Consider the following 15587-nt stretch of genomic DNA (forward strand, 5'->3'; position numbering starts at 1 on the left):
ATGAAGCGCTCTCTTAGTGTAAAAAGCCCAGCGTCAGCGCCAATAACAACCCACCGGCGATGACACTGCCTAGTTGCCCAGCGGTGTTGGCGCCCATGGCGTGCATCAGGATGAAATTGTCGAAATCTTCTTCTTTGGCTACCTGAGCGGCCAGGCGCCCGGCCATGGGAAACGCGCTAATGCCACACGCCCCGATCAAGGGGTTAACCTTACCGCGGGTGATAAAAGCCATTAACTTTCCGAAGAGCAATCCGGCAACCGTGTCTAAAACGAAGGCCATGAAACCCAATCCCAAGATCATCAACGTGCGGGCATTGAGAAAGGATTGCGCTGTCATCGTGGCGCCAATGGTCAACCCCAAGAAGAGCGTTGCTACATTGATTATTTCATTTTGGGCGGCTTTACTCAGCCGTTCAACCACACCGCTTTCCCGCAATAGGTTGCCCAGCATCAAGGTTGCAATGAGTGGGGCCGCGTCTGGGGCGATGAGACTCACGGCAACAGTCACCGCAATGGGGAAAACGATAACCACACTGCGCGGAACCGGGCGCGGGGCATACTCCATGCGGATCAGTCGCTCTTTGCGCGTGGTGAGCCATTTCATTACCGGGACTTGAATGATCGGGATCAGGCTCATGTAGGAATACGCTGCCACTGCTACCGGGGCGAGAATTTCGGGCGCCAATTTGGTGGTGACAAAAATCGCGGTTGGTCCATCAATGGCCCCAATGACACCGATTGAAGCCGCCTGATTTAGCGGGAAACCCAATGCCAAGGCCAGCAACAGCGTGCCATAAATGCCAAACTGCCCGGCGGCGCCAAGCAAAGCCATTTGGGGCATTGCCAAGAGGGGGCGAAAGTCAATCATGGCGCCAACCCCGATAAAAATTAACAGCGGAAAAAGTTCAGACGCAATACCGGCGTCATATAGTACCTTGAAGATGCCATGCTGGGTGGACATTCCCACATTGGCCAGCACGCACCCAAAACCAATGGGTAGTAGCAGGACCGGCTCGTATTCTTTGACGACCGCCAGGGTCATCAAACCCAGGCCAGCGGCGATCATGATCGCATTGCCCCAGGTGAACCCGGCAAATCCGCGCGTAATCTGGGCAACTATTTCGCTGAAGTCCATAATTTTCCCTCAGTCCGTAAATTCCAGCAACACTTGCCCGTGCTGAACCTGGTCCCCCACATTGACGTGAACGGCGGCAATGGTGCCGGCGCGGGTGGCGCGGATTGCATTTTTCATCTTCATCGCTTCTAGGGTAAGCAGGTCTTGTCCGTATTCCACCTGGTCGCCAGGGCGTACCGCGATAGCGGTAATGACCCCGGGGAGTGGCGCTTTGACACAATGCCTACCTCCTTGGTTGGTCGAAACGGTGGGGCGAGAGGGGGGCGATGTGCAGGGTGTGGTAATGGGGGGCGGGGGAGGTACCGGCAAGGCGACTGGAACGGTGGGTGATTCGGTTTCACCCTCTGGCCAAACCTCAAACAGCTCTCCGTCCACCTGAACGCGGATCGGGCGGGAGGTGAGGTCGTCTATTGTGACGGTGAAGATTTGATCCTCTATCTTGATGCGGAATTTCATCGGGCAGCACCTCGTAGTTTGCGCACACGCGCATCATCAATGAGGGTAAAGCGGTTTAAACGGTCAGCCATTTGCCAAGGGGTTGGGGCGCTTGAGGGCGGTTTAATCGGTGTAATGCGGTGAGATTGCAAGCCCAGCGCTATCGCCACGGCGGCAGCCGCGGCGCGTCGGCGGCGGCCTAAATTCTCGCTTTCTTCCGAGGGTAAGGAAGGGGATGGCGATGTGATTTCGGGGGTTTCGCTGTTGGTAGGGTGGTGTTTTGTAGTAAACAGGCGCACCATAACGTCTATCAGTAGCCATAGCATGATCAAGGCTAAAAAGACTAATCCCATGCCGACCAGCGTGATCAGTAATCCTTGGCTCAACGGGGTCTCCATAGCGACGAAACCTTTCCTTTAGAGCGGGAGATTGCCGTGCTTGCGCAGCGGGGATGTGCTCTTTTCACGTAGTGCCTGAAGGGCAGCGATCAATTTAGGGCGGGTTTCACGCGGCTCAATCACATCATCCACATAACCGGCGCTGGCTGCGGCGTAGGGCGTGAGAAAGCGCTGCCGATACTCTTCCACCAAGCGCGCACGTTCCTGAGCCGGATCGTCGGCGGATTCGATTTGCTTACGGAAAAGGATATTCACTGCACCTTCAGGACCCATCACAGCAATTTCGGCGCTAGGCCAGGCAAAGGCCAGATCTCCACCCATAAATTTGCTGCTCAACACCACATAAGCACCGCCATAAGCTTTGCGGGTAATGACGCTGATTTTGGGAACCGTGGCGACCGAATACGCATAAAGAACCTTGGCGCCATGGCGAATAACACCGCGGTGCTCTTGGTCGGTGCCGGGTAAGAAGCCGGGAGAATCCACAAATGTAATCAGGGGGATGTTGAAGGCGTCGCAGAAACGGACAAAGCGGGCGATTTTGTCGGAAGAGTCAATGTCTAGCACGCCTGCCATGACTGCGGGTTCCTGAGCTACGATTCCGATCACATTCCCACCCAAACGGGCTAAGCCAATGATGGCATTTTGAGCGAAGGTCGGTTGTAGTTCGATGAAGGTGCCGTGGTCCACGATGCGGGCAATGACCTCATGCATGCTGTAAGGTACGGTGGGATCCAGTGGCACCATACTGTTGAGGGCTTCATCCATGCGGTTAGGGTCATCTTCGGGCGGAACGTAGGGTGGGTTTTCCAGGCTGTTGGCGGGCAAATAAGATAGCACGCGGCGGCAGAGGGCGATGGCCTCTTGATCATGAGCGGCCTTGAGATGGGCCAATCCACTGATGCCCAGGTGCACGTCGGCGCCGCCGAGAGTTTCAAAATCCACAACTTCACCGGTCACGGCTTTAATAACATCTGGCCCAGTAAGGAACATGTAGGATTGTTTTTCGACCATAATAATCAGGTCGGTGACGGCGGGAGAGTAAGAAGCGCCGCCGGCACATGGCCCCATGATCAGGCTGATTTGGGGGATGACGCCGGAGTAACGGGCATTGCGCAAAAAAACCTGGGCATAGCCCCCTAAACTGCGCACCCCCTCCTGAATGCGCGCACCACCAGAGTCAATCAGCCCCACGATGGGTGCGCCGGCGGCGGCAGCCAAATCCATCACCCGCGCAATTTTATGCCCGTGCATCTCGCCCAATGAACCACCTTGAACCGTGAAATCCTGGGCGTAGGCATAAACTACCCGGCCTCCAATTTGCCCAAAGCCGGTGATGACACCATCGCCATAGGTCTTGTCGGCCTGACCAGTCAGAACGTCGTCCCGTTGCTGAACGTAGGGTTCTAGTTCATGGAAGGTACCGGGGTCAAATAACAATTCAATTCGTTCCCGCGCAGTAAGTTTTCCCCGTGCATGCTGGCGGGCAATCCGCTCTTCGCCCCCAGCCAGGCGCACCTTTTCCCGCATGGCGCGCAATTCCAAAATCCGAGGATCTTCTTCCGGCATGGTAGTCCTCTCTCCCATTACAAGGTTGGCAAGATTATTATACGGGGCAAGGCTGGCTCCTCGATAGTGAAAAAGATAGAGTGATCGCCCCTGCACCGGGTGACGTTTATAAGGATTCTGTGGGTGTTATGGGGTGACAAACGACTATGAGCAGCGTGAGGTTCGTCACGCTTTCTCCTCAGCGTCCGTATTGTCCCTCCAGCGACATCGCAAAAAGCACATGGTCGTGGATGGCCTGGAGTAAGGCGGTTTTGTCCAGCCCAGCGGGTAAGGTTGGGGGCAGGTTTAATGCATAGAGGGTAAAGCGGTAGCGATGAGCCTTACCCGGCGGGGGACACGGGCCACCATAACCCACGCGCCCGAAGTCGTTCCGTCCCTGCGTACCGATTCCTGGCACGTTCTCTTGATTGGGTATCCCCTCGGGTAAATCTCGCCGTTCGGCGGGAATGTTATAGAGCACCCAATGGGTGAATGTGCCTAAGGGGGCATCCGGATCGTCCATGATCAGCGCATAACTGGTTACTTCGGGCGCAGTTGTTTCCCAGGCCAACGCCGGGGAACGGTCAGCGCCCTCACAGGTGTATTGGGAGGGGATCATTTCGCCCGCTGAGAAGGCCGGACTGGTGAGGGAGAACCCTACCGGTTGGGGGGTGACCAGTGATACCGAGCGCAAGGGTGGCGTTGGGATAAGGAAGTTCCCCGCGATCCCGGCCAGCAGTGCTGCGCTGAGAGTGCATAAAGCGTTCACGCCGTCATTGTTCAACCAGCGATAGCCTCGCAGGTAGGTAGTGGTACCACCGCAGCGGTGTTGCGGGTGGCGCTCCGTTTCTTTGTGACAGGAGGGACAGTAATACATCACTTGAGCGCTGGCGCCCAGGAGTGAATCAACCAGGCTACCCACGAACCCGCTCAGGGTGACCACGAGCAAGACTGCCAGCGCCGAAAAGTGGGGCCGCAACAGAGGGGGTGGAAATAGTGCGGCTAGCAACGCAATCCACATTGCCCCACACAGGGCAGCTAGGGTACCTAGTGCGGTGATACCGCCAGCGCTACCCGGCTCAACGCGCTCCCCTCCCAAGATACGCCGGGGGGATTGAGATGACAGAACGCCCAATTCGGTTGCCCACGTATCGGCGTTGGCCGCTGCCAAGGCAGCGGCACCGACCAGCCAAGGCAGCAGGGAGGTTGGCTGTGTGGCCTGCCAGATAACCGCCAGCGCGGCTACCCCACCATTGGCCAGCACCTGCCAGGCATCCCGGCGATCATCTTTGGCATACTTCTCTCCCGGGCTCGTCTTACGTGTTTTTGCCAGGCGTGAGAAAAAGGTTGAGGTAATGAAGAAACCCAGGAGTAAGGTTGCCCAGGGCAAGCCCCCCAGACCAAAGACGAGCCCGCCCAAGCAGGTTGCAGCGATGGCGCCGCTCCCACTCAGGCTGCCTAAGCGGTAGGCCAGCAGGCTAATGATCAGAGCCAAGCCCAATCCCAGCCCAATTTGTAAAGAATTTATCACTGGCGTTGCCATGATATTCGTTTCCTTAGGAAAAACCGTGTTCTAAATCTTACGTTTGGTTTTTTATCTCAAACCGGCCAGTACGCAGGCAATGGTGAGTAAAATCAACGCCAAGTCTCCTCCGCCCCAAAGCAAGTAGGATTTGGCTTGTCCTTCTTTCTGGCGGTAAAAATAGAGACCCAGGATCAAGCCGCTGCCATAAGTTAGCGCGCCTAAAATAGGAAGGAGCATTAAGCGTTGGGCTGGTAAGGGGGACGTGGGTTGAACAGGGGGGGAATAACCCAAGACAATGGTTGCACGAGAGGCTGCCAGTAGACTGCCAAGGCTGAGTAACCCCAACAGGAGAAGGATACCGCCGATCACCATGGCGCGAGCGATCCTGTCTTGCCATAGATGGGCGACGAAGGCTACCGGGCGGGCTGAATAAGGGGGGAGCGGGTTTAGACTGCCCAATTCCAGGGCTTGGCGAAAGGCACGCGAAAAGGCGGATGGATCTTCCGGTGAGATGGCAAACACGCGTTGGGGGGTGGCAATAAGGAGCAGCGTGGTGGTTTCCGCCGCCAGAAATTCGATATCGCCCAATTCGGGTACCTTGCGACTGCCAAGGATGGCCCCTGGCCAGGCGAAAGGGGGAAGAGGTAAGGGGAATCCCGCCTCATTGCCGGGGCGAATCCATTCGATGGATTCCAGGGGCAGGTGCTCTACACGCAATCCCCAGCGTAGGCGTAAGCCATCACGGTCTATGGTATAGGTAGCGCGCCAAAGTGCTGCCAGGCGGTAACCGCTCCCTAGGCTGGCGATACCTCCCAGGAGCGCCAAGACCAGCCATAACAACCAACGCGGGCCAGGGCGCTGCTCGGTTAATTGGACCAGCGCTATCCCCAGCACGGCCAGGCTTACGATCAGGGCTGCTCCGTTGATCCAGATTCCGCGCTGCCGCGGGGGATGAAAGATCCAGAGAGAACTTTCTTCCATCAGAGTGATTTCAAGACCATTTGCAAGGCGTGGCAAACGTAATCTACCTGCTCTTCGGACATGACCCCGGAGAAGGGCAGTGCTAAGCCGCGTTCTCCCAGGTCTTCGGTGACCGGGTAGTCACCGCGGCGGTAGCCAAACCGCTCTTGCATATACGGCTGGAGGTGGATAGGTAAGAAATACGGGCGCACCGGCACCCCAAATTCGGCCAGGCGGGCTGCCACCTGTCCGCGATCTATGCCCGCCGCCAGGCGGATGACATAGACAAACCAGGACATACGTGTGGTTGTTGGAGCGATATAGGGAATTTCAACCCCATCGAGGACTTTGAGGCGCTGGTTATACCAGGCAGCGACCTGTTCACGCCGGCGCAGAAGTTCCTCAAGCCGTTGCATTTGGGCCAGCCCCAGCGCGGCGCTGAGTTCATCCAGGCGATAGTTATAACCCAGGTAGGTATGCTGCAACCAGGTATCGCCCGGCGCACGTCCCTGATTGCGCAGGGCCCGCATGAATGCTGCGGCTGCATCATCATCGGTGACGATCATTCCCCCTTCACCCGTTGTGATCTGTTTGTTGGGGTAGAAGCCAAACGTCCCGTAGTCGCCTAAAACACCGGCTTTACGCCCTTTGTATTCGGCACCCAGGGCTTCACAAGAATCTTCGATTAGTTTCAGATGGTATTGGTCGGCCAGTTCACGCAGGGCGTCCCAATCCGCCGGTTGACCGAAGACGTCCACAGCAAGAATGGCTTTCAATTGCCCGCGATGCTGCCCTTGACCGCGGCGTGGCAGCCAGCGTTGAGCCGCTTTTCCACCTGTGGTCAGGTCATGGACTGCCTGCATGGCCTGTTGGAGATCCAGGTTGCCGGTTTGGGGATCCACATCAACAAACACCGGTATGGCACCGGCGTAGAGGATCACGTTAGTGGATGCCACGAAAGAGAAGGGTGTGGTAAGCACCCAATCACCCGCTTCAACGCCGGCGGCTAAAACACATAAATGCAAGGCCGCAGTGCCGGAGTTAACGCCAATCGCGTGTTTGACACCAAGATAACGGCAAAAAGCGGCTTCAAAGGCTTCGATTTGATCCCCCATGCTTAAGTGGGGGGTGCGCAGGACCTGGGCAACGGCTTCGCGTTCCAGGTTGGTTAGATCCGGCGACGACATGGGAATGTGAAGGGTTGTTGTGGTCTTCATACCTTCAATTCTACCCCGAATGTCAAATGCCGGGTTGGGCGCGCCGTTTAGCGGCGATCCTCCAGGGTTGCGGGTGGAGTGCGCGCGTTCAGTTCCCGGCGTACCGTGTAATATAAACTTTCAGCGCGAATGTCGCCTGCGGTGTAGCACGGTGCTTTGAGGTGATCGGCTAAAGCCTGGGCCAATCCCTGATCAAAGGCTATGTGTTCCATGTTGATGACAATGCTGTGTACCCCTTCCCGGGCAATTTCATCGGCATAGAGATAGGCTTCTTCCAAGGGGGGGAGGTGGCTAATCGAGACGTTGCCCGCACCGTCAGTGAGCACGATCAATAACGGCATTACGTCGGGATGACGGAGGCGTTCGCGCTGGAGCACCTCTAAAGCCAACTTGAGCCCGGCAGAAAGGGGGGTTTTACCCCCAACCGGGATATCGGCCAGCGCCGTCTGGGCCAAGGTGACTGAGTTCGTTGGAGGTAGCACGAGTGAGGCACGGTCTTTTTGGAAGACGATCAGACCGACGCGGTCGCGCCGCTGATAGGCGTCGTTGAGCAGGGAGAGGATGGCGCCCTTGGTGGCCTGCATGCGTTCGGCCACAGCCATAGACCAGGAAGCATCTACCACGAAGAGGATCAGGTTGGCAGCACGACGCACCCGCACTTTGCGCATAAGATCACTACGATGAATGGCGAAGGCCAGATGGCGCCGTTCTTCACTACGTTCCTTCTGGAAAGGCGCTGCTGCGCGCAGGGTAGCATCAAAAGCCAAATCATCTGTTGGCCCCTGGGCAGGTCGAGCCTGTATGTAACGCCCGCGTTTGCGTTCGGTGTGGGTGCGTGAGCGGCGACCGGCGAAGCGGCGCATCATCTTATCCAGCGGCGTATCCAGGCGACGCGGTTCAAAAGGCTGTGTGGCTTGGACCACCTGACCGCCGTCCCACCACATAGCACCATCTTGACGGAAGATATCCTCGCGTTGGGTGGGTTGAGGTGGGGCCTGCTCTTGCGTCTCTTGGCTGAGGGTCTGATCAGTTAAATTTTTTTTTGCCGGGCGGCTTCTTCCTCGCGGGTGGGCACCGGTTCGGTGTGTTTGCCGGTGCTGCTGGCGCCTTGCAATTGCTCAATGCGGTCCTGCAATTCTTCCATGGTCATCTCGGCTTGCTGGAAGGGAGCGCGTTTGAGCCGATGCGGCAACGCGAGTTCGGCGGCCAATGCGATATCGCGCCCGGTTACGCTGGTGCGGCCCTCAAAAGCGGCGTGGGCACGCGCAGCTTTGAGGATGACCATGTCGGCGCGGTGACCATCCACATTCAAAGAAGCGGTTAGGGAGGCAATGGAGAGTAAATCGCGCGAGGTATAAGTCACCTGGGGCAGCAACTGACGCGCCTGCTCAATCTGGCGTGAAAGTTCTTGCTCCTTAGGTAACCATTCCTGGCGAAAGGCTTCGGGATTGGCTTCAAAGGCCAGATTGCGTTCGATGATCAGCACCCGTTCGCGGGGATCGCGAATGCCCCGAATTTCAACCGAGAGGGCAAAACGGTCGAGCAATTGCGGGCGTAGTTCACCTTCCTCGGGGTTCATGGTGCCAACCAAGATGAAGCGCGCCGGGTGGCTGAATGAGATGCCCTCGCGCTCGATGATGTTCACACCCATGGCGGCGGAATCGAGCAAAATATCCACTACATGGTCATCAAGCAAGTTTACTTCGTCAATATAAAGCAAACCGCGGTTGGCGGAAGCCAACACGCCCGGCTCGAAGTGACGTTCCCCTTTCTGAATGGCCTTTTCGATATCCAGGGTGCCCACCACGCGGTCCTCAGTCGCCGAGATGGGCAGGTTGACAAACGGGATTGGGCGGGTGGTGACCGGGAGATTCTCACCTCGGGCGGCCCGTTCGCGGCATTCGGTGCACCAGGTGGCAGGCGTATCGGGATCGCAGCCAAAGCGGCAGTCCGCAATGACCTTGATATGCGGTAACAACGCCGCCAGGGCGCGCGCCGCTGTGGATTTGGCGGTGCCACGCTCGCCGCGGATCAAAACCCCGCCGATGCGCGGGTCAATGGCATTCAGGATCAGGGCGCGTTTCATCTGCTCCTGACCCACAATGGCTGTAAAGGGATAAATCACCGGCATATTGATCTGCCTCTCTCACTACCACTAGATTCTCGCAGGGTAAGTTTACCACGATTTGGAGCAGTGAGCGTGGGGCTGTCGAGCCTGTGGCAACGCGAATTTGGGTTAGGAGGGAATCAGAGGTGGTGAGACGGGAGCCCTAATTCATCCAACCAGGCCCGGATACGCGCGGAAATTTGATCCCGAACCTGGCGGAATTTTGCTCGTTTGGCCTCATCCTCGCCTTCAAATGCCGCCGGGTCCTCAAACGGCCAATGCAGTCGGATACCCTGGCCGGGGAAGAAGGGACAGTTCTTTTCGGCATCGGCGCATACTGTGATCAGGTAGTCGAACGTCATCTTACCCCGGTATACATCTAAGGACTTGGAGGTCTGATGGCTGGCGTCAATGCCAATTTCGGCCAGGACTTGAAGGGCAAACGGGTTGACCCCCTTAGGTTCAATGCCAGCGCTGTGAACCTCGAACCAATCGCCGCCATAGTGGCGTAAAAGCGCTTCGGCCATTTGGCTACGGGCGGAATTGCCGGTGCATAAGAAGAGAACACGTCTTTTGGTCATCATCTTAATTCTATCGTGATCTAGTTTGATTTTAACCAGTTTAAATTAAGAAAAATCAAACAATGGGTTAGGGTAAGGTTAAATCCGTGAAAAAATGCCCCCAAAATATTGACATTTTGGGCAAAATCGTTGAAAATAAACCACTGACTGCAGACGATAAGGGGTGATTTCACCTCACTGCTGCCCACTCCCCGCTCGGGCAGCGGCGGGGCAAGGGGAAGGGGTTTTGGTGGGTTCTTGACCTGCTGAGGCCCCCTCTATCTTTTATCCGCCTTGCCGGGAGCGTGGAGGTACCTGCTGGCTGACCACCCCGAACGTTGCAGCACATCTATCCCAAAAAGAAGGAGGTTTATGGACAGTTGGACGGGCAGCTGCGCTTGGGGGAACACTATATTTGTGATCTCTCAAACTGCAACCGAGAACTGCTCTACGATAGCGAGCGTTCCCGCGATTTGTTCTTCCAGGCAGTGAGAGATAGTGGGTTAACCATTGTCAGCGAGGGCTACTATCCTTTCAGCCCGCATGGTTTCACTTGTTTCCTCTTGTTGGCCGAGTCCCATGCGAGTTTGCATGCGTGGCCGGAATATGGTTACTGCGCTATCGACCTGTTCACCTGTAACCTGGACCTTGATATCAAGCCATTGGTGGACAAACTGATTAGCCTGTTTGGGGCGCAAGACGCCCAAATTCGCGTAGTCAGCCGCACTGCGGTTTGCCGGGAGGAGTGCCCAGCATGAACGCCTCATTGGAATCCCCCACTCTGGTGCGTTACATCATGGAAGAACCCGGCGTGCCCGCCACGGGTGAAAAGCCGTGGGGCTGGCATCTGGTGTTGAACCTGTATGAGTGCGATCCAGAGCGCATCACTTCGGCGGAGGTTATCCGGCAGTTCGTCATTGACCTGTGTGATTTGATCCACATGCGCCGCTTTGGTGAGCCTCTGATCGTCAACTTTGGTGAAGATCCGCGCGTCACCGGTTATTCTCTGGTGCAACTCATCGAGACCAGCAACATCACCGGGCACTTTGCCAATCAGTCCAACGCGGCCTATCTGGATATTTTCTCGTGCAAAGAATTTGATCCAGAAGTTGCCACCCGTTTTTGCGTGGAAACCTTCCGCGCGAAAAAATTCAGTGGAGTGTTCATTAACCGTGGCTGAGACCTGGGTTACCGAGCAACTACATTCGTTTTATCGCCAGTCACTGCGGGTGAAGAAGGTGCTGGTGGACGAGCAAACGCCTTACCAGCACCTTCAGGTGGTGGAAGCCGAGTTTTTCGGCAAGGTGCTTATCCTGGATGGAATCATCCAGCTCACCGAGTATGATAACGCCGGCTACCACGAGATGATCACCCATATCCCCATGCTGGCGGTAGAAAACCCGCGTACAGTTCTGATCGTGGGTGGCGGTGATGGTGGTAGCCTGCAACAGGTCTTGCGTTACCCCTCGGTGGAACGGGCCGTGGTTTGCGAATTGGATCGGCGTGTGGTGGAAGTGTGCCGCGAACACTTCCCGGCCTTTGGCGATCCTTATCGTGACCCGCGGGCAGAGGTGGTCTTCCAGGATGCCTTTACCTATCTAGAAAACCCGCCTCTCAAGTTCGATGTCATCGTCTCAGATACCACTGATCCCATTGGGCCGGCGGAGAAACTCTTTAGCCCTGATTTCTTCCGTCGCCTGGCGGCAGCGCTCAACCCGGGCGGCGCGATTGCAATCCAAAGCGAGCAGATGTTCTTCGATCAGGCTTTGATTCGTGACATTTATCGCTTTGCCAAGACGCTTTTCCGCGCCCCAGCATATTACTATACCCTGGTGCCGACCTACCCCGGCGGCGGAATTGGGTTCATGTATATGTCAGATGTGCCCTGGACGAATGGTTTGAATAAACCCTATCCGCCAGGGCAGATGAATTACCTCAACCCCGACGTGCACCGCGCGGCCTTTGCCTTGCCGGAGTTCTTCCGGCGGGTGCTGGAAAGTTGATCACATCCTAGCCGTATTCGGACATTGAGGCGAAGATCTCTCGTGGACATTTGTCCGCGGGAGATCTTTTTGCCGCTCCGGCTTTGGGCCAGGGTGCGGTATAATCCTAACGTTGCCTGAAACTGGGTTCACTTTTTGGAATGAGAAAAGGTCATGGAAGTTGGTACTGTTTTTCCGGTAGATATTGATGAACAAATGCGCTCGGCATATCTCGATTACGCCATGAGCGTTATTGTGGCGCGGGCACTGCCCGATGCGCGGGATGGCCTCAAGCCGGTTCACCGTCGCATCCTCTACGCCATGCATGAATTGGGCTTGCGTTCGAATGCCCCGTATAAGAAATCTGCCCGCATCGTGGGCGAGGTTTTAGGTAAGTATCACCCTCATGGCGATATGGCAGTGTATGATGCCATGGCGCGCATGGCACAAGATTTCTCGATGCGCTATCCTTTGGTTGATGGTCAGGGTAACTTTGGCTCAGTGGATGGCGATGCCCCGGCGGCCATGCGTTATACCGAGGCGCGCCTGAACGCCCTGGCCGAAGAGATGCTGGCCGATATTGACAAAGACACGGTGGATTTCACCGATAACTTCGATGGCTCGCTCAAAGAGCCGGTGGTCTTGCCTGCGCGCCTACCCAATTTACTACTCAACGGCGCGTCAGGGATCGCTGTGGGCATGGCGACCAACATTCCCCCGCACAACCTGAATGAGTTAAGTGCGGCGATTGCCTATGTCATTGACCACTACGATCAGATTGACGAAATTACCGTAGACGACTTGATGAAACATCTCCCAGGCCCGGATTTTCCTACCGGTGGGGTGATCGTGGGGCAAGAAGCCATCCGCCAGATGTATTCAACCGGGCGGGCGCGGCTGACGGTGCGCGGACAGGCGCATATCGAAGAGATTCGCGGTGGGCGTTACGCCATCATCATCACCGAGATCCCCTTCCAGGTGAATAAAGCCAGTTTAATCGAACGTATTGCCGAATTGGTGCGTGAGGGACGTATTGACGCCATCGCCGATTTACGCGATGAATCAGACCGGCGTGGCATGAGCATTGTCATCGAATTAAAACGCGGTGCACAACCCCGCAAGGTGCTCAACCAGTTGTACAAGTTCACGCCTTTGCAAATCACCTTTGGGGCGCACCTTCTGGCGCTGGTGGACAACGAGCCGCGAGTGCTTTCGCTCAAGCGTGCCCTGCAAATCTACATTGAGCACCGTCGCGAGGTGATCGTCCGCCGATCGCGCTTTGAATTGGAAAAAGCGCGCCAGCGAGCCCATATTTTGGAAGGGTTGCTGATTGCTCTGGCGAACCTGGATGAAGTCATACAACTGATCCGCCAGTCCTCGGATGCCGATGTGGCGCGTAAGCGCCTGATAAACCGTTTCAAACTCAGCGAAGCCCAGGCCCAGGCGATCTTGGAAATGCCCTTGCGGCGATTGGCTGCGCTGGAACGCAAGAAAATTGAGGATGAGCATAAATCCCTGCTCAAGCAGATTGCGGCTTTGGAAGATTTGCTCGCCTCACCCAAGAAAGTGCTCAAAGCCATCAAATCCGATTTACAAGAACTGACCGAGAAATATGGTGATCAGCGCCGCACACGCATTGTGGTCGGTGAAAAAGAGGACTTTGAGGAAGAGGATCTGGTACAGGATGAGCCGGTGTTGATCATCCTGACGCAGAAAAATTACATCAAGCGGGTGTCACCCTCGGTGTTTCGCACCCAGAACCGTGGCGGGCGCGGTGTTACCGGTCAGTCTTTAAAGGATGAAGATGAGACGCTGATGTTGTTGGCTGCCCGCACGTTGCACACCATCCTTTTCTTCTCCGACCGGGGTAAGGTCTATGCCGAGAAGGTCTATCAAATCCCGGATGCTGGACGCACCGATCGCGGCTTGCCGATCACCAATGTGCTTTCATTGGACAGCGGTGAACGCATCACGGCGGCAGTGGCCGTACCCGATTTTACGGCGGCACAGTACTGCACCATGACCACGGTGCGCGGCAAGATTAAGCGGGTGGCTTTGGAAGAATTTTCCAACGTTCGCGCCTCGGGACTGATAGCGATTACCTTGGAAGAAGGTGATGAACTTGGCTGGGTGCATCTAACCAGCGGCAAGGATGAGTTAATCCTGGTGACGGCGAAAGGTCAGGCCTTGCGCTTCAAAGAGGAAGAAGTCCGACCAATGGGACGCCAGGCGGCGGGAGTGATTGCGATCAAATTACAGGCTGGTGACCGCGTGGCTTCCATGGATGTGGTACATCCCAACGCCGATTTGCTGATCGTCACCGAACAGGGGTATGGAAAGCGCACCGCGCTCAAAGATTTTCCACGCCACTCGCGCGCCAAATCTGGCGTGGCAGCATTGCCGGCAACTTCATTGAAGACCAGCGGCGTGGTGGCGGCGGCGCGGGTAGTGCAGGAAGATGACGAGATCACGCTCATTTCCGCCGGTGGCGTGATGCTGCGGCTCAAGGTGAAGGATATTCGGCGCATGACGCGCGTAGCCCGCGGGGTGCGCTTGATGGAACTGGATAAAGGTGATACCGTAGCCTCGGTGGCGCGTATCGCTGCCGCCGATCTACGTGTAGGCGGGTGATTAGAACAACATCATCCGCCCGGTGACCACCAAGCACAGCATCCCCAGGACGACGGTCATCAAGAACAGCAATAACGAGAGCACAAACCGCTGGGCAGCCGTCATCCCCAGAAACTCCCGTCGCCGACGTCGCCGGCGCGTCGCGGAAGGCTTAGGTTCTTCTTCGGAAAACGATACGTCAATCGAACTGCGTAAATCGTCAAGCATCCTCACCTCCTGAGGATCCGGCAAACGGCGCAGCGAGAGGGCGAATCTCCCCTGCGTTTAGCCGATATTCAGTGCCGTCTTCTAACCGCAAGCGTAAATGTCCTTCTGGACTTAATCCCTTCACGCGTCCGATCAGGGGGGGATTGTGTCCATCGCTGGCCTGAACCCATTCACCGCGAAACGCCAGGTGGTCTTCCCAGGCGATCATAAATTCAGGGCTGGTCAGGCGATGGCGCCAGGCAAAAAAGGCCTCAAGGACGCGCCGGAGCACATCCCAACGGTTTATGGGGTGTCCCAGGACCTCTTCCAGGCTGATTGCCGGATAGTGTAGCCCTTCGGCTGGGGGTACGGCGGCGCGTCCCACGTTGATTCCGATGCCCACCACGGCCCCTTGCAACTGCTCTTCCTGCCAGGCCAGTTCGACCAAAATGCCGCACACTTTGCGTTTGTCAATTAATACGTCGTTAGGCCATTTGATGTGGGCGTCCACTCCAAAACCAACCTTGAAAGCCTGGGCAACGGCCAGTGCACCCAACGCTGTTAGACGTTCAACCGGGAACGGCAACTGCGCATTAGGCCGCACAATGAGGGTAAACGCTAACCCTGCTTCAGGCACGGTGATCCAGGTGCGGCCTAACCGCCCCCGCCCTTGAGTTTGGTGACCCGCCACCACCAAAGCCCCATCCGGTGCACCCTGATCCAACCAGGCTAAAGCGATATCGTTGGTTGATCCCACCTCTTCATAATACTGCCAGGCAGGCAGATTTAGGTCGCGCAACCAATGTTCAAGTGCAGCAGATTCCATCATGAGGTAATTATACTTGTTACCCCCAAGCCGTGGGTGCAGAGGTTGGGTTTAGGTGAAAAATAAAAAACTCCCAC

At 56.4% G+C, this 15587-nt stretch carries 16 protein-coding genes; 4 read left to right on the top strand and 12 right to left on the bottom strand.

Annotated elements, in window-relative coordinates; translation table 11 throughout:
* Nucleotides 1-13 precede the first annotated feature (13 nt).
* The 10 genes from QYE77_RS11875 to QYE77_RS11920 form a co-directional block, all read right to left on the bottom strand.
* The gene (locus tag QYE77_RS11875; RefSeq protein ID WP_315625635.1) at nt 14-1135 is read right to left on the bottom strand and encodes a sodium ion-translocating decarboxylase subunit beta; all 1122 of its coding nucleotides are present in this window, start codon (nt 1133-1135) and stop codon (nt 14-16) included.
* Between the two features lie 9 nt (nt 1136-1144).
* Nucleotides 1145-1591: an acyl-CoA carboxylase biotin carboxyl carrier protein subunit gene (locus QYE77_RS11880; RefSeq protein WP_315625636.1), complete on the bottom strand. Its 447-nt coding sequence runs from the start codon at nt 1589-1591 to the stop codon at nt 1145-1147.
* Complete coding sequence (locus tag QYE77_RS11885) at nt 1588-1956, bottom strand: OadG family protein (protein ID WP_315625637.1); 369 nt, start codon at nt 1954-1956, stop codon at nt 1588-1590. The genes QYE77_RS11880 and QYE77_RS11885 overlap by 4 nt, the downstream gene beginning before the upstream one ends.
* 30 nt (nt 1957-1986) lie before the next feature.
* The gene (locus QYE77_RS11890; protein WP_315625638.1) at nt 1987-3537 is read right to left on the bottom strand and encodes an acyl-CoA carboxylase subunit beta; all 1551 of its coding nucleotides are present in this window, start codon (nt 3535-3537) and stop codon (nt 1987-1989) included.
* Nucleotides 3538-3715: 178 nt separating this feature from the next.
* On the bottom strand, nt 3716-5059 hold the full coding sequence (locus tag QYE77_RS11895; RefSeq protein ID WP_315625639.1) for a YbhB/YbcL family Raf kinase inhibitor-like protein: 1344 nt from the start codon (nt 5057-5059) through the stop codon (nt 3716-3718).
* A 51-nt stretch (nt 5060-5110) separates the two neighbouring features.
* Nucleotides 5111-6022: a PH domain-containing protein gene (locus tag QYE77_RS11900; protein WP_315625640.1), complete on the bottom strand. Its 912-nt coding sequence runs from the start codon at nt 6020-6022 to the stop codon at nt 5111-5113.
* Nucleotides 6022-7218, bottom strand: coding sequence for a DegT/DnrJ/EryC1/StrS family aminotransferase (locus tag QYE77_RS11905; protein ID WP_315625641.1), 1197 nt, complete (start codon nt 7216-7218; stop codon nt 6022-6024). The genes QYE77_RS11900 and QYE77_RS11905 overlap by 1 nt, the downstream gene beginning before the upstream one ends.
* Nucleotides 7219-7265: 47 nt before the next feature.
* Nucleotides 7266-8162 (bottom strand): vWA domain-containing protein, encoded by an 897-nt coding sequence (locus tag QYE77_RS11910; protein ID WP_315625642.1) that lies wholly within the window; start codon nt 8160-8162, stop codon nt 7266-7268.
* Nucleotides 8163-8248: 86 nt separating this feature from the next.
* On the bottom strand, nt 8249-9343 hold the full coding sequence (locus QYE77_RS11915) for an ATP-binding protein (RefSeq protein ID WP_399390596.1): 1095 nt from the start codon (nt 9341-9343) through the stop codon (nt 8249-8251).
* A 122-nt stretch (nt 9344-9465) separates the two neighbouring features.
* The gene (locus QYE77_RS11920) at nt 9466-9906 is read right to left on the bottom strand and encodes an arsenate reductase ArsC (RefSeq protein ID WP_315626133.1); all 441 of its coding nucleotides are present in this window, start codon (nt 9904-9906) and stop codon (nt 9466-9468) included.
* A gap of 359 nt (nt 9907-10265) precedes the next feature.
* Between QYE77_RS11920 and speD (QYE77_RS11925) the strand changes: the two genes are divergently transcribed.
* The 4 genes from speD (QYE77_RS11925) (at nt 10266) to gyrA (ending at nt 14498) form a co-directional block, all read left to right on the top strand.
* A complete protein-coding gene (speD, locus tag QYE77_RS11925; protein WP_315625644.1) occupies nt 10266-10643 on the top strand; it encodes an adenosylmethionine decarboxylase in 378 nt (125 codons plus the stop codon).
* Nucleotides 10640-11065 carry an S-adenosylmethionine decarboxylase gene (gene speD, locus QYE77_RS11930; RefSeq protein WP_315625645.1) on the top strand — a complete coding sequence of 142 codons (426 nt, stop codon included), beginning with the start codon at nt 10640-10642 and terminating at the stop codon, nt 11063-11065. The genes speD (QYE77_RS11925) and speD (QYE77_RS11930) overlap by 4 nt, the downstream gene beginning before the upstream one ends.
* Nucleotides 11058-11888, top strand: a complete 831-nt coding sequence (gene speE, locus QYE77_RS11935; RefSeq protein ID WP_315625647.1) for a polyamine aminopropyltransferase — start codon at nt 11058-11060, stop codon at nt 11886-11888. The genes speD (QYE77_RS11930) and speE overlap by 8 nt, the downstream gene beginning before the upstream one ends.
* Before the next feature lie 153 nt (nt 11889-12041).
* Nucleotides 12042-14498 (top strand): DNA gyrase subunit A, encoded by a 2457-nt coding sequence (gene gyrA, locus QYE77_RS11940; RefSeq protein WP_315625648.1) that lies wholly within the window; start codon nt 12042-12044, stop codon nt 14496-14498.
* On the opposite strand, the gene QYE77_RS11945 is transcribed toward gyrA, so the two are convergent.
* Together QYE77_RS11945 and QYE77_RS11950 are read right to left on the bottom strand one after the other, a co-directional pair.
* Nucleotides 14499-14705, bottom strand: coding sequence for a hypothetical protein (locus tag QYE77_RS11945; RefSeq protein WP_315625649.1), 207 nt, complete (start codon nt 14703-14705; stop codon nt 14499-14501).
* Nucleotides 14698-15513: a biotin--[acetyl-CoA-carboxylase] ligase gene (locus QYE77_RS11950; RefSeq protein WP_315625650.1), complete on the bottom strand. Its 816-nt coding sequence runs from the start codon at nt 15511-15513 to the stop codon at nt 14698-14700. Before QYE77_RS11950 ends, QYE77_RS11945 begins: the two co-directional genes overlap by 8 nt.
* Nucleotides 15514-15587: the final 74 nt, after the last annotated feature.

Source organism: Thermanaerothrix solaris, from assembly GCF_032334255.1.
Lineage (GTDB): Bacteria > Chloroflexota > Anaerolineae > Anaerolineales > Anaerolineaceae > Thermanaerothrix > Thermanaerothrix solaris.

Excerpts from the sequence above, each read along its gene's own strand:
- QYE77_RS11875 (WP_315625635.1), bottom strand. The coding sequence starts at position 1,135 with ATGGACTTCAGCGAAATAGTTGCCCAGATTACGCGCGGATTTGCCGGG.
- QYE77_RS11880 (WP_315625636.1), bottom strand. The coding sequence starts at position 1,591 with ATGAAATTCCGCATCAAGATAGAGGATCAAATCTTCACCGTCACAATA.
- QYE77_RS11890 (WP_315625638.1), bottom strand. The coding sequence starts at position 3,537 with ATGCCGGAAGAAGATCCTCGGATTTTGGAATTGCGCGCCATGCGGGAA.
- QYE77_RS11895 (WP_315625639.1), bottom strand. The coding sequence starts at position 5,059 with ATGGCAACGCCAGTGATAAATTCTTTACAAATTGGGCTGGGATTGGGC.
- QYE77_RS11900 (WP_315625640.1), bottom strand. The coding sequence starts at position 6,022 with ATGGAAGAAAGTTCTCTCTGGATCTTTCATCCCCCGCGGCAGCGCGGA.
- QYE77_RS11905 (WP_315625641.1), bottom strand. The coding sequence starts at position 7,218 with ATGAAGACCACAACAACCCTTCACATTCCCATGTCGTCGCCGGATCTA.
- QYE77_RS11910 (WP_315625642.1), bottom strand. The coding sequence starts at position 8,162 with ATGTGGTGGGACGGCGGTCAGGTGGTCCAAGCCACACAGCCTTTTGAA.
- QYE77_RS11920 (WP_315626133.1), bottom strand. The coding sequence starts at position 9,906 with ATGACCAAAAGACGTGTTCTCTTCTTATGCACCGGCAATTCCGCCCGT.
- speD (WP_315625645.1), top strand. The coding sequence starts at position 10,640 with ATGAACGCCTCATTGGAATCCCCCACTCTGGTGCGTTACATCATGGAA.
- gyrA (WP_315625648.1), top strand. The coding sequence starts at position 12,042 with ATGGAAGTTGGTACTGTTTTTCCGGTAGATATTGATGAACAAATGCGC.
- QYE77_RS11945 (WP_315625649.1), bottom strand. The coding sequence starts at position 14,705 with ATGCTTGACGATTTACGCAGTTCGATTGACGTATCGTTTTCCGAAGAA.
- QYE77_RS11950 (WP_315625650.1), bottom strand. The coding sequence starts at position 15,513 with ATGATGGAATCTGCTGCACTTGAACATTGGTTGCGCGACCTAAATCTG.